Below are 20,720 nucleotides of genomic sequence, written 5' to 3'. Positions count from 1 at the left end.
CAGCTCAGCCGCCACTGGTCCCGTTGGCCTCGCCCAGCCCCAGCTGCTTGCGCAGCTCGGCCACGTCGATTACCCCCCGCTCATGCAGCACCAGCCACTCCTGCACCGAGGGCTGGGGTTTGCGTGGTGGCTGCGGGGGCACCAGCGGGCAGATCTCCACGCTGCAGGCCGGTAGATCCGCCAGCTTTTCGCCAGTGAGGCGGGTCCACTGGCGCAGCAGGGTGTTGAGCATCGAGCTCTTCTGGCCTGCCAGCGACTGCAGCACCGCAAAGCTCTGGCCGGCAGTCAGGGAAATCTCCAGCTCGGTGCGGGCTGGACCGTGACCACCAGCAGGGATCAGGGCGTCGCGGCGCATCGCTTCCTCCAGCTGCTGCAGGTAGGCACGGTGCTCCGCCAGCGAACGGGCCTCGATCTCGACCCACTGGAACTTGGCGCCCTCGGGCAAGTCTATGAAGGAGGAGGTCGAGAGCACCAGCCGCTGCGGACGCTGGCCTTCTGCCCCCCCGGTGGCAGCACCTGAACCGAGGGCGCAATCACTGCGGCGGAAGCCGTAGGCATCCACCAGGCCGGTGCGCACACCCACCGGCAGGGCGGTGCGAGAGAGCAGGTCTTCGTATTCGCTGCGGCAGCGGTAGTGGTTGAGGTACTGATGGGCCAGGCCCAGATGGGGTAGATCGCCCTCGCCAAAGGCGGTGCCATCCACCGAGTACCAGAGGGCCGGCAGGTCAAAGCGCTGCGCCATACGCTCCGGCTCACCAACCGGCACCACGTCGTAACCATCAACCGCAGCAGGGTTGGGGTTGGCCTGCCAGCTGCGCAGCACCAGGCCGTCATCCGTCACCGAGAGGCTGCGGTAGAGCCAGGCCTGTGGATCAGGCACCAGGCCGCCGTGGGCGTCGAGCACCACGGTGAGCACCGCGGCGTTGCCGCTGGCGAACCGGGGCGGCAAGGCCTGGCGGCGCGGTTCGCGCCAGACGATCTCCACCGGTCCCGATACCGGCGCGGCGCTGTTTGCACCGGTGGGCAGGCGCCAGTTGAGCAGGTCGCCTCGGGGGACCAGCTGCAACCGCGGCAGCGAGAGCCGGTCCCCCTTGGCGAGGGCTTCCAGCCGGTCGCCTTCTGAGGGCCAACGGTGCTGGGGCGGTAGCTGCAGGATCAGGCAGCCGCCATCCCGCAGGGTGAGCAGATCGGCCAGGAACAGGAACACCCCCAGGTCGGTGCCCTGGCTATCCACATCGGTGGCTACCCGGGTCAGGGAGTCGGGTAGCTCCTGCCAGCTCAAGCGCGACAGCATCCCCGCGTAGGTGCGCAGGGCATCGCGGTAGAAGCCCGTGGGGCGAGCCGCTTCCAGCCGCTTGGTGTAGCAGGTCTCGGGTTCCTCGATGCCGCGGGGAAGATACACCGGCCGGCGGCTGGTTCCGTCAGGCAGCTCCAGCAGGGTCCAGCAGTCGTAGACCAGCTGCATGCGGTCCCTCAGGCCAGAGAGGGTGGGGTGTTCCAGCCAGGGGGACTGGGCAGGAGCTTGAGGCTCCGTCTCTGGTGGGGAGAAGGGTCCACTGGGGGTGGTTGTCCTGCGGCGGCGGTTGGTGGGCACTGGCTGCTGGTGGCGTTCCAACAGTTGCCAGGGGCCAGGAATTGTGACGAGACAACCATATGCAGTACGAAAGCCTGCATAAGACCTGGTGAAAGCGTGGTATCTAATAACGATTTCGGGCCCTACACATGTCGGGCCTCGTCAGGGCACTCTGAAAATGCAGGGCAGAAGGTCTTCTTTCTCCCGATTTGCTGCCTTGTGGCGAGGCTTCGCCCAATTAACCTTGACCAATGCTGGATAAACTTTTGCTATGACCTTGGTCGCAGCCTGGGTAAGGCATCACAGGGCTACGTCGGAGCTTTATGTTGCTAGTGATTCAAGGCTAAATGGCGGTCGCGCATGGGATATCGGAACCAAGGTTCTCGATCTTGGGCGGGGTGATTCAGTTATTGCCTTTGCAGGCGCTACGGCCGACGCATATCCTCTAATGCTACAGCTTCAATCCGCCGTAATAATGCACCCCAAACTTGCGTCCAGAGCGTATGACTTAACTGACTTAAAAGGGCACGTTCTTCGCATCTTCAATGCAATGTGGCGGAGCATCTCCTCACTTCCACGGGGCCAGAAAGTTCCTGACCCCGCGGGGGCACGCTTCATTCTTGCTGGGTACTCATGGCGCTGTGAGTCTTTTAAGATATGGTCTATCTCCTTCCAAAAACAGGTAAACGAATTTCGATTCAAAGAAGCTTCGTCGCAAGTAAAGAAGGGAGGCGGCAATAAGTATTTTATGTTTATTGGAGATGATTCCGGGTTGGCCAATGAGCGCGTATACGAAATCCTTAGAGAAAGGAAGAGAATCAAAAGTGCTGGTCTTGTAATGGAACCATTTGAAGTATTGGTTGAGTTCATTCGAGACGACAAGAGGCCGTCCATTGGCGGATCGCCTCAGATATACAAGATCTATAAGCACTTGAATACGCTTCCATACAATGTCTACTGGCCGTCAAGGGCGGCTGGCCAAATAGCGTTTGGTGGCCGTCAATTACTGGCTTATGAGAGAAATAGGTTTCTTGCTTTTGATCCTGACAGTTTTGACGTGAGTGAAACCGAGTGGCCGTCAGACTCGCAATCTGGTGTCGAGCAAGAGAGTCTTGACGTCGAGCAAGGGAATCAAGTCGATGGTATTACTTCTTGTAAGCCTGCAGTTTAGGCCCAATCATTCACTCAGCCTGATAGGCAACCACTCGTACTGTGCATGCATCGACGATCTGAATCCACTGCTCGCGGTTGATCCCTATTCGCTCCAGCATCTCGCCCACGCCAACTCCCGAAGTAAGCAATCGCTGCCCCCGCGCATGTAACTCTCGCCACGTGGGCGGCACCTTGAGCAGGAAGCCATTGTCCCGCAAAAAGTGCGTGATCTCCCCGTTGGCATAGGTGCGCCCGTAGGGACGAAACGGCCCCCGTGAAGGGTCGTAGCGACGTGCCGCTTTGATGAGGCCGATCATCGCCAGCTGCAACAAGTCCTCCTTCTGGTGGACAGTGCGCCGAGCGAAGTTGCCTGCGATCTTCTCCGCCAGATCCATATGCTCCAGCGCCAGTGCGTCGGCAGCGGCGTGGGGCCGCACTGGCCGCTGCCGCCGGGATCTGCAGCGCGGATGCTGGACCTGGGCTCTGGGGTGGTGACGCACTGGAGCGTGCAGGTTGATCTCCAGCTGCTGCGCTCGGACATGGCATGCCGGCCGCCGGTAGCGCCGTTGTCGCAGCATCCGCTCCGCCTCGGCGGCATCACCCACCAGCACCACCGTGAGCGGCAGGCTGAGCTGCACAACCACCGGCGCCAGCGCTTCTGGTGCAGGGCTCTCGAGCAGCGATGGCGCTGAACGTTCCCGCACCGCGGACACCAGCGGCTTGCTCACCGGCTCACCAGCAGTGGCGTCACCACCGGCTGGATGCCCTGGGCCTTCCAGTAGCGGCCCTCCAGCCAGAGGGCACCGTGGCAGAAGGCATCCACCAGGTCCTTGCTGCCCTTGGGAAAGCGGATCGCTTCCTCCACCAGGGGCTGGGCGCGGTGGTGGAAACGGATCTGGCCGGCCTCCACCAGGGGGGCGACGGCATGGGCTCGGGTTTCTTTGGATCCCCGCGCAGTGATCGGCAGCATCCCCGGTACGCGCCGCCGGAGGGTTTGCAGCACGGCCGGGCCGTTGGCGGCGTCCTCGATCAGCAGGGCGTTGGGGCGCAGGCCCTGCTGCTCCAGCGCCTGCAGGCAGTCGAGCAGGAAGCGGATCACCTCCGGCAGGCCAAAGCGGTGCCGGGCGGCCCAGAGCACCTCGATCTCCAGCTCCTTTGGCCCCGATGGGCCCTGAGAATCACCCGATCGGGGGATGGCAGAGCGGGCCGGCGGTGCCAGCAGCCCGGCCAGGCAGAAGCCGCAGTAATCGCTCTCCGCCTCCCCCTTGAAGCTCAGGTCACAGGCCAGTGCCAGCAGGGCGTACTGCCGCTGGCTGCCATGTTCGCGGGGGAAGGGCGGCCTAATCCACTGGCGCAGGAAGATTGAGCCCGAGGCTGGGCTGGGCCGCTGCTGATAGAGCGCCGCCCACCAGTAGGCACCGAGACGGGCCCGGATCTTGAGCAGTTCCGGCAGGGGGAACCGCTCCGGGCACAGTGCTTCCCCTGGCTCGCGCCAGTCGGGGATCAAGGTGCAGGTGGGCGGCACCCGGGGGCGCTCGGCCGGCTCCTCGGCGATGGCGGGCAGGTCGAGCACGGTCCAGTCCTGCGGCGCCTCGCCCTGCTCCTGCTCCAGCAGCCAGGCGATCACGTCCTGGTGATCCCAGCGGGTGAGCACCACCACCTGGGCCGAGAGGTTTGGGTGCTCCTGGCCGTCAGACCCGAGCACCGAGGCGGGTTCGGCCCGCGTCAGCCACACCGAGCGCAGCCAGTCGATCAACTTCTCCCGCAGTGCCGGGCTCGCCGCATCGCCCGGCCCCTTGTAGGGGTCGTCGATGATCCCCAGGCTGTAGCCCTTGCCCGTGAACGGCCCATCCACACCGGCGGCAATGCAGCCACCCCGCTGGCGGGTCAGCCAGTTGCCCACCGCCGCTGAGTCGCGGGCCAGCAGGTGGCCGGTCACTCGATAGAAGTGGCGCGCCTCGCGGCTGTGGGCATAGGCCAGCTCCGCCGAGTACGACGCAATCGCCGCGAACAGATGCGGGTAGCGCTGCAGGAAGTAGGCCGGGAACAGCTTCGAGACCAGCAGGCTTTTGCCCAGCCGCGGCGGACAGGTCACGATCAGCCGGCTCAGCTCGCCATCGGCCACCTGCTGCAGCAGCTCGATCAGCAGCTCAGCCCAGCGGTGGAAGCCATAGCGGGGGTAGGCCTCGGCGATGAAGCTGCGCAGGGTCTGGGGTTCGGATGGCGCAGCTGTGGTGGTCCTGGGGAGGTGCAGCAGGCCGGCGTCGCCCCAGGGGTCGAGCTCAGGCAACAGCAGTCCGCCCCCATCGCTGGCTGCGGGATCGAGCACGTGCGCTGGCATGGTCTCTGCCGTGGCCATCACCGTCATGCCTGTGGCTCCGGGGGCTTGATCGGGGCCCGCAGCAGCCCGCCGATTTCGGCGATCACCCGGAAGGCACCGACAGCTGCTGAAAACTGATCGGCATCCATCGCCCGACGGGCGCACTCATTGAGGGCAAAAATCTGCTCGGCCTGATGGCGGCGGCGGTCGGTGATCAGTTCCTCAACCATGCGCATCCGCGCCAGGTCGAGGTAGCGATTGACCGTCTTGATATTGCTCACCCCCCAGCTCTCGCCTGCATTTGCCCTGATCTGCAGCAGGGGAAGCCGCTGGGCGATCCAGAGCTGGGCCTCGGCGATGCGGCGCTCCACCTCTCCGGCGGTGGCTCTGGGGGTCTGGGCGTGATGGGGTGCCCGGCGGGGTGGGTTGGTCTGGCTGATCGGGCGGGTGGGATCCACCGCCACTGGCGTCCAGACGCCATGGCCGTCGTCATCCTGCTGCGCCGGTGCGGAGCGCAGCTCCTCCACCGGATCAGACGGGGCCTGTGCCTGGGAACGCTGGGACATGAGCTCAGAACGGCAGCTCCTGTGCCTTGGGCGCTCGGATGGTCCAGAAGGGCTTGCCGCGCTTCTCCGTCGCGCTGCCTTGCTGGATCGCCGCATCGCGGGCGGCTTTGAGCTGCTGCTCGATCTGCTGCACCGCCGGCGGGAAGTCGTAGCTCAAGCGGCCGAGGCTGTGGCTGAACGCCCAGTCGTTGTGGGAGAAAGACGGGTCCAGCTCACCGGTGGCCATCGCCTCGCTGAGGACGTCGAGCAGCGGTTCGAGCTGCTGCTCCAGCTGCTTCTGCTGGGCCTTGATCGCGGTGATGGCATCGAGCAGGGCGTCGACATCGGCCGCAGCATCAATGGCCGGCTCCTGGGGCGCAGCAACGAGAAGAAGGTCCGCCATCAGGAAACAGAAGCGATGAAGCCGGATGAATCCGAGCCAGGTCAATCTAGCGGCTCAGGATTGCTAGCCATTCCTCTCGCTTGCCTCGCTTGCGCCGGGGCTCTCAGAAGGGTCTGTGGGCGAGGCAGTAGCGGCTCCAGGCCGCGGCCCAGGCGGCCAGGCACTGCTCACGGCTGTAGAAGGTGCTGGTGAACGCTTCGCCGGGCTTGCTCCAGATCGTCTGGCCCAGGTCGTAGCGGTTCCCCTGGGCTGCCTCCAGCACCATGTAGCCGCCGAGCTGGGCGGCGGTGGAGTAGGGCCGCCCGTGGGCCGAGATGGTCTTGAGGTCATAGAGCACCCGCACCTGATGGCCATGGCGCTCGCTCAGGGCCGGCGAGATGTAGGCGCCGTCAAAGGCGCCGGCCACGTTGCGGGTGAGGCAGCAGGTGAGCCGTTCGCTGGCGATCACCTGCACCTCCTCCCAGAGCGGCAGCTGCAGCAGCGGCAGGATCCAGTCCCGGTACTGGTGATGCCCGGGGAGCTCCTCCACTGCCAGCAGGGCATCGCCGGTGCTGTGGCCCACCAGGAAGCGGGCCTGGCTGTAGTGCTCCAGGGCCGCGTGCACGGTGGTGCCACGCGGCTCCCAGATCGGCCGTTTGGCCTCGATCGCCCGTTTGGCGGTCTCGCTGAGGCCATGGGCCAGCACTCCAGTGATCGACACCGGGAACAGGTGATCCCCCAGCCAGTAGCGATGGGCCTCCTCATCCCGCCAGAGGCCGGGGATGGGATCGAGCCAGGTGGATGTGGTGGTGAGCATGGCCGTTTCAGTTGTGACGTGGTGTGACGGTGGACGTAACAGCCGAGATGGCCGGCCGGCAGTGGTTTCTGGGGGTGCCTGTAACGATGTAACCCTTTTTCAGATATAGAAGCATTAGCAAGCAGCAGTACCAAACCAAGAGCGTGTGCATTCGTCTGTAAATATCTAAGAGGCTCTATGTGCTCCAAAAAGCGTTACATCGTTACAGCGGCTAAAAGCGACTGCGGGGCAGCGGATTTGGGCGTGACCGCTGCTGTTATGTCTGGCCGTTTTGTAACGGCTGCTGGTTACACCACGCTCAGGGGAATGGCGACCGCACGGCTGACCATGCCAGCGCCGCAGAAGCGCACCGGTCCAGCCCGCTGCGCGCCGGCCAAGCGCAGCAGCACCACCGGCCAGCTGTTCTGCCAGGCGGTCTCGGCGAGGAATTGCTCGATGGCCTTGGCGGTGTTGCTCACCAACAGGCGCTCCTGATCCACCCGCAGGCCATGGCGGCCCAGGGTCTGGGCTGCCAGGCCAGGGCTTACGTCGATGCAGCTGCTGTGGCAGGCGGCCAGCTCCACCAGTTCGCCGATGGTGCGGGTGACGGGCTTGTCATCGGTCTCCACCCGCACCTGCCGCTGCAGGATCGTCTGGATGCAGCGGGCCTCATCGGGAACTTCAGTGCTCTGGCTGTAGCTCTCCCAGTTGTGGTAATTGATGCACTCCTCCGCCTCCTGCTGGGTGGGCACCGCATCACTGAGCAGCGACCAGGCGCCGGCCATCAAGGTGCCGTACTGATCGCCGAGGCGCTGGGAGTCAAAGTGGCGGGCCGCAGCAGAGGAGAACACCACGACCGACTGCCGAATCACTGGGATCAGCGACACGGTGCGGGCGATCAGCCGTTGAGCCAGCTCCGGGGTGATGTGGCGTTCGAGGTCGCGATCGAGGCTCTGCCAGTGGGCCTCTCGCTCCTCCTTGGCCATCTCAGTGGGGCTGCGCAGGGTCAACTGCGCGAAGCGGCTCTTGTCGGCGCCCTGCCTGAGGGCGGTGGCGATCGATGACATCAGGAACATCGAGCGCACCCTGTAGCGGCTGACATCACCGCTGGGGGAACCCTTGAGCATCTCGGCGCTGCTCTCGCTACTGGCCACTCGCGCCAACGAGAGGATCGCCTGCATCCGCTGCTGGTCGCCCTTCTCGTTGCTCTCCGCCTCATCGAAGACCACCGGCACGGCGTCCGAGCAGATGGTCTGGCGCAGGCCCGCCTCCGTGGTGGCGCCCACCACCACCAGGCTCAGATCACCAAGCAGCGGCGCCACGAAGCGATCGAGGATCTGGCTCTTCCCAGAGCCGGCGCCGGCGGTGAGCCAGAGGTGGGGGCGCCAGCGCAGGGCACCGCAGATGGGAGCGAGCACCACCCAACCGAGCAGCAGGGTACCGGAGGCAGGCACCTCCCAGCGGAAGCGGTTGGCGATGCCCACGATCACCGCGGCCTCCGCCACGGTCAGGGGCTCAACGCCGCAGGGGCCCTCCAGGCGCTTGAGGCGCTGGTAGATGTGCCGCGAACGGAACGGTCGGGTGATCGGCTGCTCCCCCTCGGGGGTGATCAGTCGATCGCCGAGGTGCAGCACGGTGCGGCCCTCATCCCACCAGGCCCCGCGCCCGCGGATGCGCTCCACCGCGAAGATCCCCATGGAGGCGGAGCTCCTGTGAAGGTCGCTGGCCGCTGCCGGCCAGTTCACGCCGGTGCGGCTGGGGTAGAGGGTCTCCCAGTACTCCAGCGGCGCCAGGGCTACCAGGTGGGTGGCGGTGTGTGAGCCGCGGGGCAGACGGATTACCTGACCGGTGCTGCCCGGTTGGTAGAAGTTCGCCTCGGCGTCGTAGCCGAGGCACAGAAAGGGTGCCTGGGGGCGAGGAGTCGTTGGCACGGGTGCCGCTGGACTGAGATCCTCTGCTCCACCCGTCACCTCCCCGTTGTCGTCGCCTTGGGCTTCCCCATCAGGGCCATCGCCACCAGCCTCCGGCGCAGCCCACGGCTTGGCCGCTTTGGCCAACTGCCGAGCGGCCTGCCGTGGTGTCCAGTCGGCATCTGCCAGGTCCCAGCCCTGTGGCAGGTCTTTGGGCAGCGCCACCAGCTGCAGCTGGCACTCGAGGGGTTGCAGCAGGGCGGCCAGGCTCTGCATCGCTGCCTGGCCGGCGGTATCGGCATCGGGCCAGAGCGTCACCAAACGGCCGGCCAGTGGCGTCCAGTCCGCCTTGGCGATCGCCTTGGAACCGTTGGCCCAGGTGAGCACCACGTGTTGAGGGAACAGGCGGGCGGCTGCATCGGCGGTGCCCTCCCCTTCCACAACCAACACCGGTGCCTCGGGGCGTTGCAGCAGATCCGGCAGTCCGTAGAGCGGCCTGGGGGTGGGCCAGTCGCAGGAGAAGGGGTCGCGACGGCTGGGGCGATGCCAGTCCCCATCGAGCCAGACGCGGTGCAGGAAGGCCTTGCCGCCGCTGCGCAGCCGGATCCGCTGGATCCAGAACAGCACCTCACCGTTGGCGTTGCGGTAGGCCCACTGGGCGGTGGCCCCGCGGTTCAACGGCGGCGGCGGGGCATCGGCAGGCGGCTTCTCGGGCATCCGCCAGGGTTTGCCGCTACGGCCTGGGCTCTGGCTGGCTGGGCTGTGCTGGCCATCCGGCACCAGGCCGAGGAAGGCCTCCACCTGCCGGGCGGCCTCCACAAAGCTCCAGCCTTGCCGGCGCATCAGCAGGTCCATGCCTGAACCGGCACCACCGCGCTGGTCCTTGCCGCCGCACTGATTGCAGAACCAGGAGCCGCTGCCGTCCTTGTCGTCAAAGCGGTAGCGATCCGTGCCAGCACAGAGCGGGCAGGGCTGATGGCGATCGTTCAGTTCCGCGTCGCTCAGTCCTGCCAGAGCAGCAAGGATCTCCGGCCAGCGGCCCCGTGCCGCTGCAATGGCATCAGAAGCCATGGGGCGTAACTCACCAACCCTGGCCAGCCACCGCCTCGCTCGCTGTAGACCCGCGGTCCGGCACGGCAACCAGGGCCTCACGGTGGATCACCGCGTCGAGCACCTGACGCAGTGCGGCTGAGCGACTCAGGGAGCCGTGCCGACGGCGTGCATCCAGCCAGGCCAGTTGCTCTTGGGTGATCGAGACACTCACCGGCAGGGCGTAGTCGGACATGGGAACTCTGCTCGTGAACTACAGCCTAATGTCCTGGGCCAGCTCTCGCTAGGCTGAGCCAAAGAAGGCCAGCGGCTAGCCCCTGTCCCGGTCGCCTGTGATCCTGATGGCCCCGATCGTCCTGCGCGAGTACCAGCAGCAGCTGCTGGCCGATCTCCGCGCCGCCCTCAAGGTCCACCGGCGGGTCTGCGCCGTCATGCCCACCGGCGCGGGCAAGGGCCAGACCATCGGCGCCATCGTTCAGGGAGCAGCGGCCAAGGGCCGGCGGGTTCTGGTGCTGGCCCACCGGGCCGAACTGATCGAGCAGCTCACAGGCACCGTGTGGGCCTGGGGGCTGGAGCCAGATGTGGTCGCCCCGGGCCTCCGGCTACAGGGCCGGCAGGTCGCCGTGGGCTCGGTGCAGACCGTGGTCCGGCGGCTGGAGCAGCTGCCGCCGCCGGATCTGATCATTCAGGACGAGGCCCACCACCTAGTGGTCGGCAACAGTTGGGGCCGGATCATCCACGCCTGGCCTGAGGCCCATCTGATCGGCAAAACCGCCACCCCCGAACGCCTCGACGGCAAAGGGTTAGGAGTGGAAGCCGGCGGCTATTTCGAGGCCCTGGTGCTGGGGCCCTCAGCGGCCTGGCTGGTCGAGCAAGGCTGGCTGGCCAGACCGCGGGTCTTCTCTTGGCCGGGTGCCAGGAACAGCAAACTGCGACGCCGCATGGGCGAGTTCGACCTGGAGCAGGCGGCACGCGCCTTCGGGGACCGGGCCGCGATTGGTGATGCGGTGTCGCACTACCACCGCCGGCTCCACCCGGGCACGGCCATCTGCTTCTGCTGCACGATCGAGCATGCCGAGCAGCTGGCCGCGGCCTTCCGCGCTGCGGGAATCCGGGCCGCGGCGGTGAGCGGCGCCACCCCAGCCGAGGAGCGCAAACGCCTGATCGCCGGGCTCGCCACCGGCGAGGTGGAGGTCCTCAGCAGCTGCATGATCATTTCCGAGGGCACCGACATCCCCTCGGTCGGCGGCGCGATCCTGATGCGCCCCACGGCTTCCTTGTCGCTCTACCTGCAGATGGTGGGCCGCGCCCTGCGGCCCGCGCCGGGGAAGCAGGAAGCGGTGATCCTCGATCACGTCGGCAACGCCCATCGCCATGGCCTGCCCACCGATGAACGCGAGTGGAACCTGGCCGGCCGCCGCCGGCGCGAGGGCGTCTCGATCCCGATCAAGGACTGTCCGGTCTGCTTCTGCAGCTGCCCCAGCGCCGCTCAGCTCTGCCCTGATTGCGGCCATCTCTTCCTCACGGACGAGCGCGATGAGCAGCGGCGCGGCTTGCAGCAGCTGGAGGGCGAGCTGGTTGAAGTCACGGGCGCAGCCCGCCACCGGCCGAAGTCCCAGCAGCTTCGGCCACGCCGTAAGTCGCCATCAGCCGGCTGCCGCACCTTTGAGCAGCTGCTGCAGCGAGAGCAGGAGCGCGGCTACAAGCCGGGCTGGGCCAGGCACGTGTGGGCGGCCAGGCAGCACAACAAGGACAAGGGCAGTACGCTTTGACGTACGGGTGAGAGCCATGCCATGACCACCGTGTCAGCCACAGAAGCCCGCAAGCGGCTCTATGCACTGATCGATGAGGTGGGGCAGTCCCACGAGCCGGTGCAGATCACCGGCAAGCGGAGCAGCGCTGTGCTGCTGTCCCAGGACGACTGGCGCGCCATCCAGGAAACCCTGCATCTGGTCTCGATCCCTGGCATGCGTGAGTCGATCCTTGAAGGCATGGCCACTGAGGTGAGCGAACTGAGCAGCGAACCGGGCTGGTGAGCTGGACGGTCCTCTTCACCAAGCAGGCCCAGAAGGACGCTCGCAAACTCGCTTCCGCATCCCCTGCTCTCAAGCAGAAAGCTCAGGCCCTGCTGGACATCCTGGCCGTTGACCCCTATCTGCAGCCCCCTCCCTACGAGTCCCTGGTCGGCGATCTGCGAGGGGCCTGCTCAAGGCGCATCAACATCCAGCACCGCCTCGTGTATCAGGTGCTGGAGGAAGAGCAGATCGTGAAGGTGCTGCGCCTCTGGAGCCACTACGAGTAGCCCCGCCCGGCAACAGGAGGCATGGCCTCCTCCCCCAGCGAACATGAGATCCAGCAGCTCATCCGCCTGGCCTGCGGTCGCGGCGCGGTGCGGCTCTGGCGCAACAACACCGGCGCCCTGGTCGATCAGCAGGGGCGCTTTGTGCGCTTTGGGTTGTGCAAGGGCAGCAGCGACCTGATCGGCCTGCGCTCGCTGGAGATCACTCCAGAGATGGTCGGCCAGCGGGTCGCCCAGTTCGTTGCCCTGGAGGTCAAGACGGAGAGCGGAACCGTCAGCCCTGAGCAGCGGGCCTTTCTGCAGCTCGTGCAGCAGCTCGGCGGAGTGGCAGCCGTCTGCCGGTCAATCGAGCAGGCCCAGGCGCTCCTGGACCTCGATCCTGCAGGAGGGCCAAGCGAATGAACCGGCCCGAACTCCGCAGGCAGCTGCAGGCCCTGGCCCACCTCCATCCCGGCATCCATCCCTACACGCTGGCCCTGCGCTTCCAGGCCCAGACGGGCCGGGTTCTCACCGGCCAACAGGTCAAACAGCTCTTGGCCGAGCCAGGAAACCACCGAAAGCAGCCCACCAAGCTGTAACAAGCTATGGCTAGCAGTGCCAAGGATTGCGTAGGATTGGGCTATGGCACAAGCAAAGAAGCTCGTCAAGCGCACCTACCAGGCCGTCCTGGACTGGCAGGACGAGTCCCGCAGAGCCTTCGGGAAGATGCTGCTCAACTGGCGGCGCCGTAACGGCTGGACCCAGTACACCGCCTGCGAATGGGGCACGGAGGCCGAGTTTGAGGTGATCTCCTACGGCAACCTCTCGGTGATCGAGCAGGGCAAGGCCGGTGAGCTGCGCCAGAAGGCCTTCTTCCAGCTCGAGGAGCTCAACCGTCGCCTGGCGGAGAAGGATTGGGGACCGGTCAAGTCCCAGCGGTTGAAGGACCAGCTGAAGGATGCGGAGCCCCTGCGGGGCGAAGACGACAAGCTCTGGGATGCCGTCGATTTCTGGAGCTGCTACATCGGCTATGTGCCGGTGCCCAGGGCCTTTCAAGCAGCGCCCGCGCCGACCCTGACATCCAAGCGGGCCGAGGAGATCTGTCAGAAATGGCGCCAGCACGTGCGCCGCGTGATCAAGGAAGGCGGGCTCGACGTCACCCAGACCCTGGAGCAGCTGGTCAAGAGTGCACCGAAGGAGCACCAGAAGCGTTTCTCGGAAGTGCTGGCCATCGACGACTACAGCTCGGTAGAGCTGGCTCAACTCTGGGTGGATGGCGAGGAGTTCCTGCCCGAACAGTGGATCAACGCCTGGGAGCAGAGAGACCTGGCCGCCTAGCGGACCCGCCACAGCAGAGGCCCAAGCCAACCCCGGACGATTCCGAGGGCGGTCAAGGGTTGCGCCTTGCGTTAGCTAGCCGCTAAGCTCAGGCCAGCGGGCACAAGCCCGCCTCTCAGTTGCCATGACGCAATCCCCCGCACGCGCAGGCGTGCCAACCGACGCTCTTGAACTGCTCGAGGAAAAGGGCAGCGCTGAGCGCGCGCTCACGGCCGCCCTGGCCTCCTTCCAGGAACAGGTGCAGGCCGTTCCATCCCTTGATCTGGCTGCCGTGGTCGAAGCAGCCAGGCCGGCTTTCGCCTCCGGCATTGCTTTCTCCGCCCAGCTGGTTGACGTCCGCGGACGCAACAAGCTGCGGGTCACCGTGATGCACGCTGGCGGTGCTGAGGTCACCAGCGAGGAGTGGGCCGACGAGGTCGACGACTTGCCGCAGGCCGCCGGCTGGATGTTGGCCATGCTGCTGGGCATCCCCTTGGCCAAACAGGCTCGGCCTGTAGAGGCTGAGACGAAAGAGCAGGCCGAGCTCGTGGATGACGTTGTCAATGACGAATCGGCTCAGCCCTCCCCTGCTCCGCAGGAGGAGCCGGGTCATCCTGCGGACCTTGATGTCGCACTGGAGCCGCTCACGCCCCAGGAGATCGAGGCCACCCACCAGCGAATCCTCGCCCTGCCCCAGGCCGGGCGTCAGGCGTTGACCAAGGCCTTCCGCGAGCACTTCCAGGTGCCACGCAATGCCCGCTCCATCGGCGATCGCATCACCCAGCACCAGCACGCCGCCTTCATCGATCACTTCCTGGAGGAGTGCGAAGAACAAGGCCTCGATGGCGCCGCGGCGCCGGTGGAGCCATGAAAGGCCTTCGTCGCTACGGCGAGCAGCCCCGCTCGGTGGCCGGCCGCCACTTCATCCAGACCCAGGTGCGCACCGACGTCTACCTGCGAGTCCGGGAAGTGATGGAGCGCCACAACCTCTCGGCCAGCGGAGCGGTGCATCACCTGCTGCGCGAGCGCTTTGGCCTGCCGCCCCTTCCCCCGTTCGATCAACAGCCCATTTCCTCCGTTTACCCCGATTCAACCCATGGCTAAGGACATCTTCCGCACGCCCCTCGCCGAAGTGCGCTGGGCCCACCTGATCACCCCAAGGCACCAGCTCGACAAGAGCAAACCCAAGGCCTGGACCGCCGATCTGCTGCTTCCCAACAGCAATGAGAAGGCCCAGTCCTTCCTGCTGGCGATGGAAGACCAGTTCATCGCCCTGCATGGCAGCCGCAAGCGACGGGCCGAGAAGGGCTTCCCCTGGAAGCCCGACAAGGAGAAGCCCAGCGAGATCACGGTGGTGCGCTTCAAGGTGCCGCAGTTCCAGAGGCGCGATGGCTCCCTCTCTGAGGGTCCCCGCATCGTCGATGCCAAAAAGCAGCCCTGGGATGGGGCCGCCATCGGCAACGGCTCCAAGGTGATCGTCGCCTTCGATATTTACGACTGGGACGGGGAGAACGGCTGCGGCATGACCTTCCAGCCACGTGCCGTTCAGGTCGTCGAGTTCGTGCCCTACGAGCAGGTCGACCCCACCGATGGTTTCGATGAGCTCGATGGCTACACCACCGGTAGTGCCACGGAGACCGCAAGCACTACAGGTTGGGCCGTTGATGACGATGACGAGGCCCCCTTCTGATGGCCTCGCCACACGTGCGCAGCAACGGGGCCGCCGGGCCCCGTCCCCAATTGCCTGCCTTCTGCCGGAGCCGCCGGCCAGTCGTCACGGTCACGGCCAGCAGCATCGCCAACTTGCGCCTGCTGGTCTTGCTGGGGTTGGTGTTTCAGCTCAGCACCCTGCTGCTGGTGATCGCTGGGCCCGTGCCGCCGCGGTTGTCATCGGCCACCGTCACCAACCACTTCCGCCCCGAACCCGATCCCAGCTCGGCCATCAACGGGCCTGTCACCGCCTCACCGATTTCAGACCGATGAACAACAACACGTCTTCCCTAGTGCCCTTTGAGTACGAGGGCCGCCAGATCCGGGTCATCAGCGATGAGCTGGGTGATCCTTGGTTCGTGGCAGCTGATCTGCTTGCCTCACTCGCCCTCGACCGCAAGGCCTTGGAGCGGCTTGATGGCGACGAGAAGGGTGTGAGTTCAATTCACACCCCTGGTGGCGAACAGGTCATGACGATCGTGAATGAGCCAGGGATGTACAACCTGGTTCTGGGCAGTCGCAAAAAGGAGGCACACCGGTTCAAGCGCTGGGTGACTCACGAAGTGCTTCCGGCAATCCGTCGAACAGGGAGCTACGCCGTGCCGGGTACCGTCCCTGCTCCGGCACCGTTGCCCTCAGAGAAGCAAGACGGCGTTGGTGCTCTTCTCCTGATCGGTCAAGCCATCGCACGGCTCCCCGGCGTGAAGGCAGGGATCGCCATGGCTGCCACCCTCAACTGCATCCAGGAAAACACCGGCCTGGCGGTGGAGACCCTGCGCCGTGCCTTGCCGGCTGCAGAAGAGCCCATCTGTTCGCTGAATGCCACTCAGCTGGGTCGGAAGGTGGGCATGTCGGCCCGGGTGATGAACCAGCACCTGGCGGCATGCGGGTTGCAGACCCGCAATGCTCGCGACGAGTGGGAGCTGACGAAGCGGGGTCACGAGTGGGCCGAAGCCATGCCCTACTGCCGCCATGGACACAGCGGTTACCAGATTCTCTGGAATCCCGCCGTGGTTGACCTCTTGCGGGACCTGAGCTGATGGAGAGTCAGTCCGCACCAGCAACATCCGGTCGTCAGAGGGTCTGGGTGACGACTGCAGAAGCCTGCACAGCGCTGTGCATGAGCCGTGAAACCCTCCGCCAGCTAAGGCTGCGGGGGGTGCTCCAGCCCGGCAAGCACTACCGCCGCTGGGGCTGTACCCAGGGCCGGGGGCCGCTTCAGTGGCACCTGGAGAATGTGGAGGCCACCATCACCGGCTGGAGCCGCAGAAACCTGTAAGACCTACAATCCGGACCTGGAATCTTGCGTCTCAGGCTGGCACAAAATGTATTCATTAGATGGAAGTCAGGAACCGGCATATTTAGATCTTGAAATCCCACGCTTGAGCACAATCAAGAATCCTGGCGGGGACGGACTGAGTCATTACTTCAGACTTCGACTTAGAAGAGAGCTATTCGACTACCTGTCATTCGACGAGGATATCTCTGGGCAGGACGTCAATGTAGATCCAGATGACTTGCAACTGGAGGATCTGGCAGTTGAGTCCGGGCGGGTCATTATAGAATACTCCTATGTCTATGATGTCTATTATGGCTGTTCAGACGTAGATCCCCTCGGTCAGGGATCGGGCAGATTAGAAGGTGTTCGATTGGGCAAGTCACGGTATTGGCGTTTTTCTCGTGCGCCACAAGAGAATGCCTTCTGATCTCCGATCAAGATCTTCTCATTCGTAGGGCCGATTTTTCAAAAGCATCATCCACCACGTCATCCCCGCACCAGCGGCTGTAGGCCGCGAGGTGGGTCTGCACGCTGTGGCCCATCGCCACGGCCACCACCTTGGGCGGCAGGTCGCAGATCACGTGGGCCCGGTGGGCGTAGCCGTGCCGGCAGGAGTAGGGCACGAGCTTCTCGCCCTTGGCTTCGTACTCCTGCCGGAGCTTGTTCCAGAGGGGGCGTCGGTGCAGGTACTGCCTGATGTCATTGCCGCAGAAGCCAGAACGCATCGGTGGGAGATCGCCAGGGCAGAACTGCTCGGCCAGCTTCCAGTCGGCTGCCCAGTCATCACAGGGCAGCAGCCGCAGGGTGCGAGGTTTGGTCTTGCCGCGGGAGGCCACCTTTTCATAGGTGCACCACAGGCGCCCATCGCGTAGCTGCAGGTGCTGGAGCTCCTCGGGGCGTAGTCCGTAGGCGGCCATCAGCTGGAAGGCCAGTCGCCAACGCGGGTCGGGTAAAGCCCGCACCAAAGCCAGGATGTGACCCACCTCCAGGGGGGTGGTGACTGCTTTCGCGGAGCGTGACCGCCCCACGAAGGGGCTCAGGTCGGTTGGTGGCTCCCAGTTGGCTGCCGGGAGCTGGCCCTGGGCCACCGCCCAGCGGAGCAGGGCCGAGGTGGCCTGCATCTGAATCTGCCTGGTCCGCCCACCGGGCTTGTCCGCCCAGTGAAGGGTGAGCCGATCCAGCAGCTGGGTGGCGCTTCGGGGTGGCTGACGGGTGGCGAAGGCTTCCAGAACCAGCTTCATGTGGTGCCGATGCACCCTGGTCCAGGTCGAGTCCTTGATTTCGCCGCTGCGGATTTTGTACTCGCGATAGCGTCCGATCAACCTATTCCAGTCTATCTGATGCTCAAGACTGGCCTTTTGGTTGATAGTAGCCCCGGCACCTAGCTCCTCTGCTGATGTATTAGTGATCGTCTTTACCGATAGTTCTGGCTCTATTCCGCTGTTGAAGTCGTCATAGATCTTGCAAACCGCCTCGCCAATCTTCTTGGCGTGATCGAAGTGCCAGGGGATTGGAAGTTGTAACTGACGCCGCTTGCCGCCGCCCGCTTTGGCGGTGATGTTGAGCCTGGCGAAGCCTCGGTGCTCTGTGAGGGCCCAACCCCTCGGACATCCCTTGCGGGACAGGGCATGAGCCGTCTCGACGCGGATGGCGATCTCCCAGGGGGCTGCCTCAGCCATGTGAGAAGGTCTGTGAGAAGGTCGGCCCTACAGCCTGGCACGGCCTGTCAGGAGCAGTCAGCCGCTGGCAGCCCTAAAGCCAGTGCCAGACTGGCTTTTCTGAGGATTTCTCAGTCCTGGACTACAAGCGGGTGACCGGGCTCGAACCGGCGACGTTCAGCTTGGGAAGCTGACATTCTACCGCTGAATTACACCCGCATTGCATCACTCTAGCAAGGAAGCGATGGCTGGGTTGGCCCCGAGGTCCGGGGTCGTTCGGGAAGGGCGTCCATGATCTACCTCTCGGCGGGGTGGACGCCCATGGCCGTTGGGGTCAGGCCGTCAGCGCGGCAGCGCAGGCGGCCACGCCGGCTCCCATGGTGCCCTTATGCAACCCCAGGTTCTGCAGGGTGGCCTCGATGGCGGCCACGGCGGTGAGTACGTCGCGATCGCACACGAAGCCCAGGTGGCCGATGCGGAACACCTTGCCCTTGAGGTGGTCCTGGCCGCCGGCCAAGAGGATGTCGAAGCGCTCCTTCACCGCCTTGCGCAGGGCCTCCGCATCGATGCCGTCGGGCGCCACGGCGGTGATCGCGGGGCTGCCATGGCCCTCGGCGGCGTAGAGGGGCAGACCCATGGCCTTCATGCCGGCCTGGGCCGCAGCGCGGTGGCGGGCATGGCGGGCGAAGATCGCCTCCAGGCCTTCGGCCTGCATCATCTCCAGGGCCGCCTCGAGGGCGAAATAGAGATTGATAGCCGGGGTGAAGGGGTTGCTGTCGGCCTTCGCAGATTTCCGGTATTTGGCCAGATCTAGATAGAACTTCGGCAGGTCAGAGCGCTCAGCGGCGGCCCAGGCCCGGTCGCTCATGGCCACGAAGGCCAGGCCCGGCGGCATCATGTAGCCCTTCTGGGAGCCGGAGCCAATCACGTCGATGCCCCAGGCATCCATGGGCACGCTGCAGGCGCCCAGGCTGGTGACGCAGTCGGCGATGGTGAGGGCCGTGCCGTGGGCCTTCACGTGCCTGGCGATGGTTTCCAGGTCGTTGATCACGCCCGTGGAGGTTTCCGAGTGGGTGAGGATCACGGCCTTGATCGCCTTGGCCGTGTCGGCCTCTAGGGCGGCGCGGAAGGCCTCCGGATCCAGGGGTTGGCCCCACTCGGCCTTGATCACCTGCACGTTCAGGCCATAGGCCTGGGCCACCTTCACCCAGCGCTCGCCGAACTTGCCGTTGTCGCCGCAGAGCACCGTGTCGCCTTTGCTGAGCACGTTGATGATTCCGGCTTCCATGGCGGCGGTGCCGCTGCCGGTGATCACCAGCACGTCGTTGCTGGTCTGATGCAGCCACTGCAGCTGCTCGGTGGTCCGCTTGACGATCTTCTGGAAGTCGGCGCTGCGGTGGCCAATTGGGTGGCGGCTCATCGCCAGCAGGACGCTTTCCGGCACCGGGGTGGGGCCGGGGATCATCAGGGTGAGTTTGTCCTGCATGGGTAGGGGGCGGGCGGTCGCCGCTGCGGCGCAATCGACCAACATAAAAAACGGTGTTCTGGTCCCAGCTGTGACGGTGCTTCGAGGCGACAGCCATGGCTGACCAGGGCTACACCCTGCCCGTGTGGGTGGCGGCGGCGGCCCGGGCGGCGGTGGCCCAGTTGCGGGGGGAGGCCTTTGAGGCTGAGCAGCCCCTCTGGCTCGATCCCCAGATCAGGCAGCCCCGCGTGGTGCTGGTGCCGGTGGTGGCCGCGGCGCCGCTGGACAGCGGCCGAGCCCTGGCGGTGGCCCGCTGCGAGCCCGGGGATGGCCTCGACCTCACCCGGGGCCTGGTGGTGTGGGTGGAGGCCTCCTGGTGCCCGCTGGTGGCTGGTGAGCCGTGGCTGCAGCTCGAGGCCGGCGAGGGCGTGGGGGTCCATGCCGAATCCCGCAGCCTCTGCCTCTCCGCCTTCGCGCGGGAGCTGCTGGAGTGCAACCTGCGGCCCCTACTGCCCGAGGGCCGCGCCCTGCACCTGCGCCTGATTTTTCCCGCCGGCCGCCGCCTGGCGGAGCGCACCAGCAATGCCGCCTTTGGCGTGGTGGATGGGCTGGCTCTGATCGGCACCCAGGCTGAGGTGCAGCGCAGTGCCGCCCCGGATCAACTGGCGGCGGCCCGCGCCGAGTTGGAGCGACGGGCCAACCTTCCTGGCTTTCGCCACCAGCTGGTGCTGGTGATCGGCGAGAACGGCCTCGACTTAGCACCCCAGCTGGGACTCGCGCCGGAGCTGTTGCTCAAGGCGGGTAACTGGCTGGGTCCGCTGCTGGTGGCTGCCGCTGAGCAGGGGGTGCGGCGGCTGCTGCTGTTGGGCTACCAGGGCAAGTTGATCAAGCTGGCCGGCGGCATTTTCCACACCCACCACCACCTGGCCGATGGCCGCGCCGAAGTGCTCACGGCGCTGGCGGCCCTGCAGGGGCTGCCGCTCGAGCGCCTTCAGGCCCTGCATGGCGCCCCCACGGTGGAGGCCGCTCTGGCTGGATTGGCCGCCCAGGACCCTGTTGCGGCCGAGCAGTTGCGGGCCCGGATCGCTGCTGCCGTGGAGCAGCGCAGCCAGGCCTACCTGGCCCGCTACGGACAGGAGCGGATGGCGGTAGGGGCCGTCCTGTTCGACCGCCGCCGCTCCATCTGCGCCAGGGGGCCGGTGGCTGAGCAGCTTTGGGGGGGCTTCCTGGCCTGAGATCTAGGGTGAAGAGATTGCTCGGGCGACCGCCGCCGGCACGCCCACGA

24 protein-coding genes and 1 tRNA gene are annotated in these 20,720 nt (G+C 65.7%); 14 read left to right on the top strand and 11 right to left on the bottom strand.

What is annotated here, in order from left to right:
• Positions 1 to 4 precede the first annotated feature (4 nt).
• Positions 5 to 1,615, bottom strand: a complete 1,611-nt coding sequence (locus KBZ14_RS07960) for a DUF4055 domain-containing protein (protein ID WP_255117789.1) — start codon at positions 1,613 to 1,615, stop codon at positions 5 to 7.
• A 235-nt stretch (positions 1,616 to 1,850) separates the two neighbouring features.
• On the opposite strand from KBZ14_RS07960, the gene KBZ14_RS07955 reads away from it, so the two are divergent.
• The gene (locus KBZ14_RS07955) at positions 1,851 to 2,744 is read left to right on the top strand and encodes a hypothetical protein (RefSeq protein ID WP_255117788.1); all 894 of its coding nucleotides are present in this window, start codon (positions 1,851 to 1,853) and stop codon (positions 2,742 to 2,744) included.
• Positions 2,745 to 2,754: 10 nt separating this feature from the next.
• Here the strand turns inward: KBZ14_RS07955 and KBZ14_RS07950 are convergent, their stop codons facing one another.
• The 7 genes from KBZ14_RS07950 to KBZ14_RS07920 form a co-directional block, all read right to left on the bottom strand.
• Positions 2,755 to 3,453 carry a sigma-70 family RNA polymerase sigma factor gene (locus KBZ14_RS07950; protein ID WP_255117787.1) on the bottom strand — a complete coding sequence of 233 codons (699 nt, stop codon included), beginning with the start codon at positions 3,451 to 3,453 and terminating at the stop codon, positions 2,755 to 2,757.
• Positions 3,450 to 5,093, bottom strand: a complete 1,644-nt coding sequence (locus tag KBZ14_RS07945) for a phage terminase large subunit family protein (RefSeq protein WP_255117786.1) — start codon at positions 5,091 to 5,093, stop codon at positions 3,450 to 3,452. The genes KBZ14_RS07950 and KBZ14_RS07945 overlap by 4 nt, the downstream gene beginning before the upstream one ends.
• Positions 5,090 to 5,611, bottom strand: a complete 522-nt coding sequence (locus KBZ14_RS07940; RefSeq protein ID WP_255117785.1) for a hypothetical protein — start codon at positions 5,609 to 5,611, stop codon at positions 5,090 to 5,092. Before KBZ14_RS07940 ends, KBZ14_RS07945 begins: the two co-directional genes overlap by 4 nt.
• Before the next feature lie 4 nt (positions 5,612 to 5,615).
• Entirely contained in the window at positions 5,616 to 6,038 is a 423-nt protein-coding gene (locus KBZ14_RS07935) for a hypothetical protein (RefSeq protein WP_255117784.1), read from the bottom strand.
• 58 nt (positions 6,039 to 6,096) lie between these two features.
• Entirely contained in the window at positions 6,097 to 6,789 is a 693-nt protein-coding gene (locus KBZ14_RS07930) for a hypothetical protein (RefSeq protein ID WP_255117783.1), read from the bottom strand.
• A gap of 287 nt (positions 6,790 to 7,076) precedes the next feature.
• Positions 7,077 to 9,749 carry a primase-helicase zinc-binding domain-containing protein gene (locus KBZ14_RS07925; protein WP_255117782.1) on the bottom strand — a complete coding sequence of 891 codons (2,673 nt, stop codon included), beginning with the start codon at positions 9,747 to 9,749 and terminating at the stop codon, positions 7,077 to 7,079.
• 10 nt (positions 9,750 to 9,759) lie between these two features.
• Positions 9,760 to 9,963 (bottom strand): ribbon-helix-helix domain-containing protein, encoded by a 204-nt coding sequence (locus KBZ14_RS07920; protein WP_255117781.1) that lies wholly within the window; start codon positions 9,961 to 9,963, stop codon positions 9,760 to 9,762.
• Positions 9,964 to 10,069: 106 nt separating this feature from the next.
• On the opposite strand from KBZ14_RS07920, the gene KBZ14_RS07915 reads away from it, so the two are divergent.
• The 12 genes from KBZ14_RS07915 to KBZ14_RS07860 all read left to right on the top strand — a co-directional run bounded on the left by KBZ14_RS07915 (position 10,070) and on the right by KBZ14_RS07860 (position 16,312).
• Positions 10,070 to 11,500 (top strand): DEAD/DEAH box helicase, encoded by a 1,431-nt coding sequence (locus KBZ14_RS07915; RefSeq protein ID WP_255117780.1) that lies wholly within the window; start codon positions 10,070 to 10,072, stop codon positions 11,498 to 11,500.
• Positions 11,501 to 11,521: 21 nt separating this feature from the next.
• A complete protein-coding gene (locus KBZ14_RS07910) occupies positions 11,522 to 11,764 on the top strand; it encodes a type II toxin-antitoxin system Phd/YefM family antitoxin (protein ID WP_255117779.1) in 243 nt (80 codons plus the stop codon).
• Positions 11,761 to 12,030, top strand: coding sequence for a Txe/YoeB family addiction module toxin (locus KBZ14_RS07905; protein ID WP_255117778.1), 270 nt, complete (start codon positions 11,761 to 11,763; stop codon positions 12,028 to 12,030). Before KBZ14_RS07910 ends, KBZ14_RS07905 begins: the two co-directional genes overlap by 4 nt.
• 21 nt (positions 12,031 to 12,051) lie before the next feature.
• Entirely contained in the window at positions 12,052 to 12,429 is a 378-nt protein-coding gene (locus KBZ14_RS07900; protein WP_255117777.1) for a VRR-NUC domain-containing protein, read from the top strand.
• Entirely contained in the window at positions 12,426 to 12,605 is a 180-nt protein-coding gene (locus KBZ14_RS07895; protein ID WP_255117776.1) for a hypothetical protein, read from the top strand. The genes KBZ14_RS07900 and KBZ14_RS07895 overlap by 4 nt, the downstream gene beginning before the upstream one ends.
• 43 nt (positions 12,606 to 12,648) lie before the next feature.
• Complete coding sequence (locus tag KBZ14_RS07890) at positions 12,649 to 13,344, top strand: hypothetical protein (RefSeq protein WP_255117775.1); 696 nt, start codon at positions 12,649 to 12,651, stop codon at positions 13,342 to 13,344.
• A gap of 124 nt (positions 13,345 to 13,468) precedes the next feature.
• Positions 13,469 to 14,194, top strand: a complete 726-nt coding sequence (locus tag KBZ14_RS07885) for a hypothetical protein (protein ID WP_255117774.1) — start codon at positions 13,469 to 13,471, stop codon at positions 14,192 to 14,194.
• Entirely contained in the window at positions 14,191 to 14,427 is a 237-nt protein-coding gene (locus tag KBZ14_RS07880; RefSeq protein ID WP_255117773.1) for a hypothetical protein, read from the top strand. The genes KBZ14_RS07885 and KBZ14_RS07880 overlap by 4 nt, the downstream gene beginning before the upstream one ends.
• A complete protein-coding gene (locus KBZ14_RS07875; protein WP_255117772.1) occupies positions 14,420 to 15,013 on the top strand; it encodes a hypothetical protein in 594 nt (197 codons plus the stop codon). Before KBZ14_RS07880 ends, KBZ14_RS07875 begins: the two co-directional genes overlap by 8 nt.
• Entirely contained in the window at positions 15,013 to 15,306 is a 294-nt protein-coding gene (locus tag KBZ14_RS07870; RefSeq protein ID WP_255117771.1) for a hypothetical protein, read from the top strand. The genes KBZ14_RS07875 and KBZ14_RS07870 overlap by 1 nt, the downstream gene beginning before the upstream one ends.
• Positions 15,303 to 16,073: a BRO-N domain-containing protein gene (locus tag KBZ14_RS07865; RefSeq protein WP_255117770.1), complete on the top strand. Its 771-nt coding sequence runs from the start codon at positions 15,303 to 15,305 to the stop codon at positions 16,071 to 16,073. The genes KBZ14_RS07870 and KBZ14_RS07865 overlap by 4 nt, the downstream gene beginning before the upstream one ends.
• Positions 16,074 to 16,153: 80 nt before the next feature.
• Entirely contained in the window at positions 16,154 to 16,312 is a 159-nt protein-coding gene (locus KBZ14_RS07860; RefSeq protein WP_255117769.1) for a hypothetical protein, read from the top strand.
• 434 nt (positions 16,313 to 16,746) lie between these two features.
• On the opposite strand, the gene KBZ14_RS07855 is transcribed toward KBZ14_RS07860, so the two are convergent.
• The 3 genes from KBZ14_RS07855 to KBZ14_RS07845 form a co-directional block, all read right to left on the bottom strand.
• Positions 16,747 to 17,991, bottom strand: a complete 1,245-nt coding sequence (locus KBZ14_RS07855) for a site-specific integrase (protein ID WP_255117768.1) — start codon at positions 17,989 to 17,991, stop codon at positions 16,747 to 16,749.
• Between the two features lie 126 nt (positions 17,992 to 18,117).
• Positions 18,118 to 18,189, bottom strand: a tRNA-Gly gene (locus tag KBZ14_RS07850).
• Positions 18,190 to 18,304: 115 nt separating this feature from the next.
• Complete coding sequence (locus KBZ14_RS07845) at positions 18,305 to 19,456, bottom strand: pyridoxal-phosphate-dependent aminotransferase family protein (protein WP_255117767.1); 1,152 nt, start codon at positions 19,454 to 19,456, stop codon at positions 18,305 to 18,307.
• Positions 19,457 to 19,551: 95 nt separating this feature from the next.
• Between KBZ14_RS07845 and cbiD the strand changes: the two genes are divergently transcribed.
• Positions 19,552 to 20,670 carry a cobalt-precorrin-5B (C(1))-methyltransferase CbiD gene (gene cbiD, locus KBZ14_RS07840; protein ID WP_255117766.1) on the top strand — a complete coding sequence of 373 codons (1,119 nt, stop codon included), beginning with the start codon at positions 19,552 to 19,554 and terminating at the stop codon, positions 20,668 to 20,670.
• Positions 20,671 to 20,720 lie beyond the last annotated feature (50 nt).

The sequence above is a fragment of the Synechococcus sp. HJ21-Hayes genome (genome assembly GCF_024345835.1).
In the GTDB taxonomy this organism is placed as follows: domain Bacteria; phylum Cyanobacteriota; class Cyanobacteriia; order PCC-6307; family Cyanobiaceae; genus Vulcanococcus.
The sequence above is the reverse complement of the archived record's forward strand: the minus strand, read 5'-3'. Positions and strand labels throughout refer to the sequence as shown.

Excerpts from the sequence above, each read along its gene's own strand:
- KBZ14_RS07890 (WP_255117775.1), top strand. The coding sequence starts at position 12,649 with ATGGCACAAGCAAAGAAGCTCGTCAAGCGCACCTACCAGGCCGTCCTG.
- KBZ14_RS07880 (WP_255117773.1), top strand. The coding sequence starts at position 14,191 with ATGAAAGGCCTTCGTCGCTACGGCGAGCAGCCCCGCTCGGTGGCCGGC.
- KBZ14_RS07885 (WP_255117774.1), top strand. The coding sequence starts at position 13,469 with ATGACGCAATCCCCCGCACGCGCAGGCGTGCCAACCGACGCTCTTGAA.
- KBZ14_RS07900 (WP_255117777.1), top strand. The coding sequence starts at position 12,052 with ATGGCCTCCTCCCCCAGCGAACATGAGATCCAGCAGCTCATCCGCCTG.
- cbiD (WP_255117766.1), top strand. The coding sequence starts at position 19,552 with ATGGCTGACCAGGGCTACACCCTGCCCGTGTGGGTGGCGGCGGCGGCC.
- KBZ14_RS07945 (WP_255117786.1), bottom strand. The coding sequence starts at position 5,093 with ATGACGGTGATGGCCACGGCAGAGACCATGCCAGCGCACGTGCTCGAT.
- KBZ14_RS07865 (WP_255117770.1), top strand. The coding sequence starts at position 15,303 with ATGAACAACAACACGTCTTCCCTAGTGCCCTTTGAGTACGAGGGCCGC.
- KBZ14_RS07940 (WP_255117785.1), bottom strand. The coding sequence starts at position 5,611 with ATGTCCCAGCGTTCCCAGGCACAGGCCCCGTCTGATCCGGTGGAGGAG.
- KBZ14_RS07860 (WP_255117769.1), top strand. The coding sequence starts at position 16,154 with ATGAGCCGTGAAACCCTCCGCCAGCTAAGGCTGCGGGGGGTGCTCCAG.
- KBZ14_RS07920 (WP_255117781.1), bottom strand. The coding sequence starts at position 9,963 with ATGTCCGACTACGCCCTGCCGGTGAGTGTCTCGATCACCCAAGAGCAA.
- KBZ14_RS07910 (WP_255117779.1), top strand. The coding sequence starts at position 11,522 with ATGACCACCGTGTCAGCCACAGAAGCCCGCAAGCGGCTCTATGCACTG.
- KBZ14_RS07930 (WP_255117783.1), bottom strand. The coding sequence starts at position 6,789 with ATGCTCACCACCACATCCACCTGGCTCGATCCCATCCCCGGCCTCTGG.
- KBZ14_RS07915 (WP_255117780.1), top strand. The coding sequence starts at position 10,070 with ATGGCCCCGATCGTCCTGCGCGAGTACCAGCAGCAGCTGCTGGCCGAT.
- KBZ14_RS07925 (WP_255117782.1), bottom strand. The coding sequence starts at position 9,749 with ATGGCTTCTGATGCCATTGCAGCGGCACGGGGCCGCTGGCCGGAGATC.
- KBZ14_RS07895 (WP_255117776.1), top strand. The coding sequence starts at position 12,426 with ATGAACCGGCCCGAACTCCGCAGGCAGCTGCAGGCCCTGGCCCACCTC.
- KBZ14_RS07845 (WP_255117767.1), bottom strand. The coding sequence starts at position 19,456 with ATGCAGGACAAACTCACCCTGATGATCCCCGGCCCCACCCCGGTGCCG.
- KBZ14_RS07875 (WP_255117772.1), top strand. The coding sequence starts at position 14,420 with ATGGCTAAGGACATCTTCCGCACGCCCCTCGCCGAAGTGCGCTGGGCC.
- KBZ14_RS07855 (WP_255117768.1), bottom strand. The coding sequence starts at position 17,991 with ATGGCTGAGGCAGCCCCCTGGGAGATCGCCATCCGCGTCGAGACGGCT.
- KBZ14_RS07870 (WP_255117771.1), top strand. The coding sequence starts at position 15,013 with ATGGCCTCGCCACACGTGCGCAGCAACGGGGCCGCCGGGCCCCGTCCC.